We start from the raw sequence: 8,103 nt of genomic DNA, 5'->3' as shown, positions 1-8,103 counted from the left end.
GTGATCAACCACCAGCACCGTGAGCTTGGCCACGTCGGCCAAGCTGGCCCCGGCCGACGCCAGCGCCAGGCTCAGGTTGTCCAGCGCCTGGGCGACCTGCGCCTCGAAGCGGGGCGACAACGCGCCATCGGCGGTCTCCCCGCCCTGCCCGGCGATATGGATCACGCGGGCCGGCAGGCGCACCACCGCCACATGCGAATAGCCATTCGCGCTCGGGTCGTAAAGGCCGGATGGATTGATGAAGCCGAACAGGCCGGCGGGCGCGACAGGGGTATCGATCAACATGGGGGAAGACTTGGTCAGGGAGTGAGTTCGCAGTCTCGTGCCTCAACCTCGGTTGAGGTCAACGCAGCGCATTGCAACGCTGCGGTGCAGTCATGGATGATTCGAGCACTCCCGGCCATCCGCGCGGGTCGTACGCCCGCCAAAGCACGTTCACGAAGAACCCCACGGGAGCTCAGGATGAGAATTGTCTGGACTGCACTGCTGTTGCTGGTCGCCCTGCCCTGCCTGGCCGGGCCGCAAAACCTCAAGGAAAGCGCCACGCTCAAGCCCGACGAAGGGCTGCTGATCACCACCAGCCACTGCCCGGATAACACCTTCGGCATGCAGTTGTACGCGCCTGGCACCTCGGCCAAGGGGCTGATCGGCCCGTACCGTTTCAAGGGTGTGATCGTCTGCAACGAGCCCACCACCTCGCTGCGGATCAAGGCCGGGCGCTATTACATCGGACTGCTGTTCTACCGGCAGGGTCAGACCTTGGCCCTGGACGAGGCCGATGCCCCACACATCACGATCGAGGCCGGCAAGGCCACCTACATTGGCGATGTGTACGTCGTGACGGGCGAGCCGAGCCAGCAGGATGCCCGCCGGGTGATGGCGCACGACTTGGCCTTCAACGACCGTCGGGATGACGCCCACGCCGTGTTGGAGCGAGACTACCCCTGGCTGCTGCCGCGCTACCCGTTCGTGGTGTCACTGCCGCAGAACGCAACGATCATCTCGACGTCCAGTGAGGGCCAGAGGTCCCCACCTTGAGCGCTGCGCGCCGAATCAGGTCCAGGCCGGATCGGCGGTGAAATCGATGGTCAACCAGAACTCGCTACCGCGCGCGTCCAGGCGCCCGGCGATGTCATCGCGCAGCCGGTCCACATTGCCGATGCTGCCGATCACCGTTTCCGGATGGGTCAGGATGTGGATCTCGACGAAGCGCATGCGCCCCATCTTGGCCACGTGGCTGGTGAAATCCAGATAGCCGTRTTCGGCCACGAAGTCCTTCATCACTGCCTGCACGCGCGCGTCCAGCGTATCCGGCGCCACCTGCAGCACCTCGCGCATGGCCTTCCACGCACTGCGCAACGGCACCGGCAGCACCGCCACGCTGATCGCCGCCAACACCAGCGGGTCCAGGTAGGGAATCCAGTGTGCGTGCGTGCCATCGCGCAGCAGCAGCGCGATCGCAAACGCCAGCACCACCGCCAGGCTCATCAGACCGCTCAACAGCCAGGCGCGTACGTCCAGCCACAACAGCGCCGATTTCAGCTGCTGCGCGCGGGCACGCACGAACGCGGCCATGCCCAGGTTGCTCACGCACAATACGGCCGCCCACAGCAACGCGGGGCCGGCCTTGACCTCATGCCCGCCGGTGGTCAGCCCGATGATCGAATTGGCCAACGCATAGATGCAGGCCAGCGACAGGATCGCCCCGCCCAAAGCCTCCACCATCGGTTCAAGGTGCCAGTACCCGTACTGGAAGCGCGGGCTTTCCTCCCGCGCCACCAGCCGCAGCACCGACAGCGCCACCAGGGTCAGGGCCACGTCGACCAGGCTGTAGACGCCGTCGAACAGAATGGCCTGCGACCCCACCAGCAGGCCACCGACAAAGCCGATGGCGCTGACCGCCATCGTTACCCCGATGGAAAACGTGAGGACCCGCTGCTCGCGTGCTGTATCCATCGCTTGCCGAAGGTCCGGCGCGCAGGCGTCAGACCTTCAGCACCTCCACCTTGTAGCCTGGCACGTCGCCGTCGCGGTCGATGATAAGCCCGTGCACGTCCGACTCGAAGCCTGGGAAGCGCGCGTTCTGCTCGCGGGCGATGCGCAGCGACTGGATGATCGGCTCATCGCTGGCGCCGAAACGCTCGCCCGGCATGATCGTCGGGATGCCCGGCGGGTACGGCACCAGCATGGTGCCGGCGATGCGCCCGCTGATCTGCTCGATGTCCACCCGCTCGATCTGCCCACGCACCAGGTGGTCGTACGCCTCGGCCGGGGTCATCACCGGCTCGGGCAGGTCCACGTACATCGCGCGCATCACCTTGGCCACGGCGAACTGGCGGTTGAATTCGTGCAGCGCCTGGCACAGATCGCGCAGGCCCCAGCCGGCATACGCCACCGGGAAGTCCGCCGCCAGCCCCGGCAAGGCGCGGGTCAGCGGCGCGTTGGCGTCATACAGCTCCTTGAACGCCATCAGCTCGGTGACCAGCGTGCTCCACTTGCCCTTGGTGATGCCCATCGAGAACAGGAACAGCACCGAGTACAGGTTGGTTTTCTCCACGGTGATGCCGCGCGTCCACAGGAACTTGCTCAGCACCGCCGCAGGGATGCCGCGCTGGCCGATATCGCCATCGATCGACAGCCCCGGGGTCAGCAGGGTCACCTTGATCGGATCGATCAGCACATAGTCTTCAACCAGGCCATCGAACCCGTGCCAGTGTGCATCCGGCTGCAGGTACCATTCGCTCCGCTTGGCCACCATCGGTGCCGGTGCATCGCCCTTGGCCAGTGACCGTTCCAGCTTGTCCGGCTGCCACACGCTGAACCACCAGTCGTCGCGGCCCAGGTCCTCGCGCACGTGCAGCATCGCGCGTCGGAAAGCGATGGCCTCATCGTGCATCTCCTGCACCAGCGACTCACCGGCCGCCCCTTCCATCATCTTCGAGGCTACATCGCACGCGGCGATCACCCCGTAATGCGGGCTGGTGGTGGTGTGCATCMTGAAGGCTTCGTTGAAACGCTCGGCGTCCAGCGCGCGGCTGGCCGCATTGCGAACATGGATCATCGAGGCCTGTGAGAACGCGGCCAGCAGTTTGTGGGTGGAATGGGTGGTGAAGATGATCGCATCCTGCTCGCGCGGCTTGCCCTTGGCCATGCCGTAGTGGTTCTCGTAGAACGGATGGAAGGCCGCATACGCATACCAGGCTTCATCGAAATGCAGGAAATCAACCGCGCTGCCGATTTCCTCGGCGATCTTCTCAGCGTTGTAGCACAGCCCGTCGTAGGTGGAATTGGTCACCACCGCGATGCGCGGCTTGGAACCGGCCTTGTAGGCCTTGCTGGCCAGCGGATTGGCCGCGATGGCCGCCTGCAACGACGCGGGGGTGAACTGGTCCAGGCTGATCGGCCCGATGATGCCGTGCGCGTTGCGGCTGGGGGTGAAGTACACCGGGATGCCGCCGGTCATGATCAGCGAGTGCAGCAGGGATTTGTGGCAGTTGCGGTCCACGAACACCACATCGCCCCGCCCCACGGTCCCGTGCCAGACGATCTTGTTGGCGGTGGAAGTGCCGTTGGTGACGAAGAAGGTATGGTCGGCACCGAAGTTGCGCGCCGCCTCGTTCTCGGCCTCTTTGATCGGGCCGGTATGGTCCAGCAGCGAGCCCAGCTCCGGCACCGAGATCGACAGATCGCTGCGCAGGGTGTTTTCCCCGTAAAACTGGTGGAACGCACGTCCCACCGGCGACTTGGTGAACGCCACGCCGCCGGCATGCCCAGGCGTATGCCAGGAGTAATTCGACTCGGCGGTGTGGTGGATCAACGCCTTGAAGAACGGCGGCAGCAGGTTGGCCATGTAGTCTTCGGCCGCACGCATCACCTGGCGCGAGATGAAGCTCTTGGTATCTTCGAACAGGAAGATATAGCCGTGCACGAACTTCAGCAGCTTGCTCGGCACCTTCTCGATGGTGCGCCGCTCGCCGTACAGGAACACCGGCAGGTTGGCACGGCGGGCGGTCTGCTCGCGCAGGAAGGCAAGCAGACGCTGGAACTGCTCGGGATTCTCTTCGGTGCCATCGATGGAGATCAGCACCGCTGAGGCAGCCACATAGGTGCGCGCACCAGCCTGCGCATCGGCCAGGGTCAGGCCACACAGCACGCGCTGGTCGCTCTTGCGCAGCTCGTCCACCAGCGCACGGATCAGGATGCCGCCGATCCGCGGTGACTCGTAATCGTCGTCGATGACGATGATGGGGTAATCAAGGGACTTGAAGTACACGGGGATTCTCCTGGGGCAATATCACGAAAGCGTCGCGCGGACGGCAGAATCGAGCGCGGGCAGACCGCGCTGGCGGCGCCGCTCTTCGCTGAAGAACGGATAGAACACCGTGATGAACAGCACGAACAGGAAGGCGTACTGGACGATGCTGCCGGACGAGCCAAAGATCGCCCACAAGCAGTACACCACTGTCACGCTGGTCAGCAGCCAGAACGCGCCGGTATGCACCAACGTGTGCGAGCGCTCGACCACGAAGTAGCAGGCCACGCAGGAATAGATGTAGGGCAGCAGGGTCAGCACCACGGCGGCCGAGGTGATCACATCGAACTGCGCCGAGGCGGTTTTGGAGGTGGAGGTGACCAGTACGGCCACCGTCATCAGTACTGCCACGATCAGCACGCCCTTGACCGGCACGTCGTCCTTGTTGGTCTTGCTGAAGATGCTGGGGAACAGGCCGTCATCGGAGGCAGCCTTTGCGCTCTGCGCGGTCAGCAGGATCCAGCCGCCAAGCGAGCCGGCCGCGCCGACGAAGGCACACAGGCTGACCAGCGCACCGCCCCACCCGCCCACTGCATTGGCCGCAGCCAGCGCGAACGGCGCATCGGACACCTGCAGGTCGCCATTGGGCACCATGCCCATGATCACCGAGGAGCTGGCGATGTAGGCCACCGCGGCCAGGAATACACCGGCCAGGGTGGCGCGCGCCACGTTCTTCTCCGGGTTCTCCACTACGCCGGCGGTCACCGAGGCCGATTCCACGCCGATGAACGCCCACAGGGTCAGCGCGGCAGCACTGGACACCGCGCCGAAGTTGGACTCGCCGGACACGTTGTAGGCGCCCTTGAAGATGGTTGGGTCGAAGAAGAACCAGCCGAAGATCGCAATGCCCAGGATCGGGACCAGCGCGAAGCTGGTGGTCACCGTCTGCAGCTTGCTGACGAACGACGGACCGATCACGTTGGCAAAGCTCAAGGCCCACACCAGCGCCAGCACCGCCAGGCAGCGCGGCAGCGGCTCGGACAGAATCGGGAAGAAGTAGCTGAAATACCCCACCGCCGCGATCGGAATGGCCACGTTGCCGATCCAGTTGGCGAACCAGTAAATGGTGTTGGTCTGGAAGCCCATGTAAGGGCCGAACCAATCGCGCGCGTAGGCGTAGGGACCGCCGGCCTTGGGCGCCAGCTTGCCAAGCTTGGCGAACACGAAGGCCAGCAGCAGTGCGCCGGCGGTGGTGATCAGCCAGCCCCAGATCGAGGCGGTACCGATCTTGGCCAGGCTGGACGGCAGCAGGAACACCCCCGAACCCATCATGTTGCCGGCCACCAGGAAGGTGGCACCGACCACCCCGATTTTCTTCGCTTTTGCCATGACGCTTTCTCCTTTGCCTGGCAGGGGCCCGATCGCGCCGGGCGCTGGGGTCTACTTGATGAAGTTGTATTGCAGGCTGCCTTGCAGCCGCACCGTGTCGCCGCGTTGTCCGCCCTGCTGCTCCAGCTGCCCGTACAACAGCTCCATGCCCATCGTCCACGACGGTGCCGGGCTCCAGATCAGGTTGAACAGGCCGTAACGGCTGCGGCGGAACGCATCGGCAGCCAGCGCGTCGTTGCGTTTGCTGTTGAGCTGCCCGTAGACCAGGTTGGACCGCCACATCGGCGACCAGTAGTGCGTGTAGCCGACGAAACCGCCCTGTAGCGAGAGCAGCGCAAGGCGTCCATCGGCGCGCACCACCGCATCCATGCCCGAGCCGGTCAGGTCGGCGGTGTAACGGGCCAGGCCCGTGCCGCCCAATGCGCCAAACAGCAGCAGGTCCTGTTCGCCCACCGCGGCCGAGCCGCTCACCTGCAGCCCGCCGCCAATGCGGCGATCATCACTGGCATCGCCGTCGTAGCCCAGGCTGCGCGCCACCGCACCCAGCTGCAGGTGGCCCCAGCTGCGCTCCATGCGCGCGGTAACGGTCACATCCGGCGCCTGGTTGACCGCACCGATGCCCTCGCCCGGCGCGCTGAGCTGCGTGTCCGGATCTTCGGCGGCGACGGTCAACGTGTTGCCCTTGCCCAGCGGGAAGCTGTGGTGGATACCGGCCACCAGCAGGTAGCCGGCGCCACCGGGACCGGCGAAATCCAGCGTGTCGGGCAGGCTGTCGGCGTCCAYGAAGGTCGCATAGCCATAACCTGCGTAGGTGTTGCCGAGCTGCCCATACGCGTGTCGCAGACGGAACTGGTAGCTGTCGCTGCTGCCGAAGAAATCGTTCTCCAGGTAGAAGCGCAGGTTGCCGTGCGTGGTCGGGCGCCGCGCTTCGAAACTGAAGCGCGTCTGCTTGGCATGCAGGGTGAAGTTGGATACGTCACGGTGTGGACCGCCGACCGGGATGGAGGAGGTGACGAACTGTTCCTCATCACCGGCCGCACGCGAATCGGCGATCGCATCCAGCTTGGCGTAGCCGCCGATGCGGATCAGGGTGTCGGTACCGGGGATGGCGAAAAAGCCCTTCAGCTCCGGATCGGTCGGGCCGGCGGCACTGTCCGGGCGCGAGGCCGCCGAGGACGGATCGGACACAGAATCACGTGGTGGCAGGATGGCCTGGCCGACACCGGGCACCTGTGAGGCGCCAGCCTGGGCGAGCGTGTTGACGGGTATCGGAGGTGCAGCGGGTGCGGCGATCGACGTCGCCGGAGGCAGCGGGGCAGCGGCGGCACTGGACACCGCTGGCGGCGGCTTGTTCGATTCCAGCGCGTCCAGGCGTTTCTCCATCGCCGCCAGCGTGTGCCGCAGCGACTGGATCTCCTGCCGAAGCGCGTCAGCCGAATCCTGTGCATGGGCCGGTGTGGACGACAGCGCCGTCGCACAGGCAAGGGTCACTACAGCCAGGCGCATCACGTTCTCCATGAACCGCGAACAGCCTTGCCGCCGGTTTCCGATACGCACGCGCGCAGGAGTCCGAACGACAACCCGGTACTGCATGGCAGGCGTCGCACGCGCATCACGCAGACGGTTGAACCGTCACGTTGCCGGCGTGGTAGTGGCCCGCGTGGGATTCCCTCCTCATCCCGGCTGGCATGACGGTTGTCGCCCGCATGCCAGCGCTTTGAGTAACAATGGCAGGGTGAGCAACCCGTGAAGCCTGGCCGTCGCTCCAATGACCGCGGAACGGTTGCATCGCGGTGAATACGCGTGGTGGCGGACGTTGTCTGCATGCACACAGCGTAGTGCGCGTGTCGTTTTCGGCCTTGATCGAAATCAACCGCCACGGGCCGTAAATGTGACCTACCGCACGCCGGCGTTGCACCGGCGCGTGGCCTTTCATCCCGCCCGTGGCATCAGCGCGGCCCCATCACCAGATCCATGTCCTTGCCCTGCGGCATGCCCGAGCGGCGGTCGAGCAGGCCCTTGTCATCCTTGAACAGGATGCCCGGGGTGCCCTGGAAGCCCATCTCGATCATCAGCTCCTGGTTGGCGTTGAGCTTGTTGGCCACCTCGGTGGACAGCTTCGCCACCGGCTTGATGCCGCCCTTGTCGAACGCATGCTCGTTCTCCAGCAATGCCGCGCTGGGATTGGAGGATGTCAGGATCGCCGCGGCCTTGGCCGGGCTGTCCTCGCGGATCACGCCGACCATGATGTGGCGCAGCTGCACCTTGCCACTGTCCACCCACGGCCGCGCTGCTTCCCAGAACCGATGGCAGTACGGGCAGTTGGCGTCGCTGAAGGTGTACACCACGCGCGGCGCATCGGCGCGACCGTCGCGCACCCACGCGCTGGCGTCGAGCTTGCTCCACATCCGGTCGGACATCGGCTTGGCCGCGAGCTTCTCCATTGCCGCCGCGCCCACTTC

Annotated in this window: 7 protein-coding genes; 1 reads left to right on the top strand and 6 read right to left on the bottom strand. The window is 65.4% G+C overall.

Annotated features, from left to right (window positions below):
• A partial coding sequence (locus tag ACXJKH_RS10740; protein WP_457319421.1) for a Rid family hydrolase occupies nucleotides 1-285 on the bottom strand: 285 nt, incomplete at its 3' end.
• Between the two features lie 177 nt (nucleotides 286-462).
• Here ACXJKH_RS10740 and ACXJKH_RS10735 point away from each other — a divergent pair.
• Nucleotides 463-1,038, top strand: a complete 576-nt coding sequence (locus ACXJKH_RS10735) for a hypothetical protein (protein WP_457319420.1) — start codon at nucleotides 463-465, stop codon at nucleotides 1,036-1,038.
• Nucleotides 1,039-1,053: 15 nt separating this feature from the next.
• On the opposite strand, the gene ACXJKH_RS10730 is transcribed toward ACXJKH_RS10735, so the two are convergent.
• The 5 genes from ACXJKH_RS10730 to dsbG form a co-directional block, all read right to left on the bottom strand.
• Nucleotides 1,054-1,956: a cation diffusion facilitator family transporter gene (locus ACXJKH_RS10730; RefSeq protein WP_457319419.1), complete on the bottom strand. Its 903-nt coding sequence runs from the start codon at nucleotides 1,954-1,956 to the stop codon at nucleotides 1,054-1,056.
• 28 nt (nucleotides 1,957-1,984) lie between these two features.
• Nucleotides 1,985-4,273 (bottom strand): Orn/Lys/Arg family decarboxylase, encoded by a 2,289-nt coding sequence (locus tag ACXJKH_RS10725; RefSeq protein WP_457319418.1) that lies wholly within the window; start codon nucleotides 4,271-4,273, stop codon nucleotides 1,985-1,987.
• 21 nt (nucleotides 4,274-4,294) lie between these two features.
• The gene (gene adiC / locus ACXJKH_RS10720) at nucleotides 4,295-5,641 is read right to left on the bottom strand and encodes an arginine/agmatine antiporter (protein ID WP_256774159.1); all 1,347 of its coding nucleotides are present in this window, start codon (nucleotides 5,639-5,641) and stop codon (nucleotides 4,295-4,297) included.
• Nucleotides 5,642-5,692: 51 nt separating this feature from the next.
• Nucleotides 5,693-7,147, bottom strand: coding sequence for a DcaP family trimeric outer membrane transporter (locus tag ACXJKH_RS10715; protein WP_457319417.1), 1,455 nt, complete (start codon nucleotides 7,145-7,147; stop codon nucleotides 5,693-5,695).
• Between the two features lie 443 nt (nucleotides 7,148-7,590).
• Nucleotides 7,591-8,103, bottom strand: a 513-nt coding sequence (gene dsbG, locus ACXJKH_RS10710) for a thiol:disulfide interchange protein DsbG (protein WP_457319416.1), incomplete at its 5' end; no start/stop codon positions are given.

Source organism: Stenotrophomonas sp. P5_B8, assembly GCF_054049855.1.
Note: the sequence above shows the minus strand (reverse complement) of the source record. Positions and strands in the feature narration are given on the sequence as shown.

What these genes read in the sequence shown, in the direction of transcription:
- ACXJKH_RS10735 (WP_457319420.1), top strand. Translation starts at nt 463, where the DNA reads ATGAGAATTGTCTGGACTGCACTGCTGTTGCTGGTCGCCCTGCCCTGC.
- adiC (WP_256774159.1), bottom strand. Translation starts at nt 5,641, where the DNA reads ATGGCAAAAGCGAAGAAAATCGGGGTGGTCGGTGCCACCTTCCTGGTG.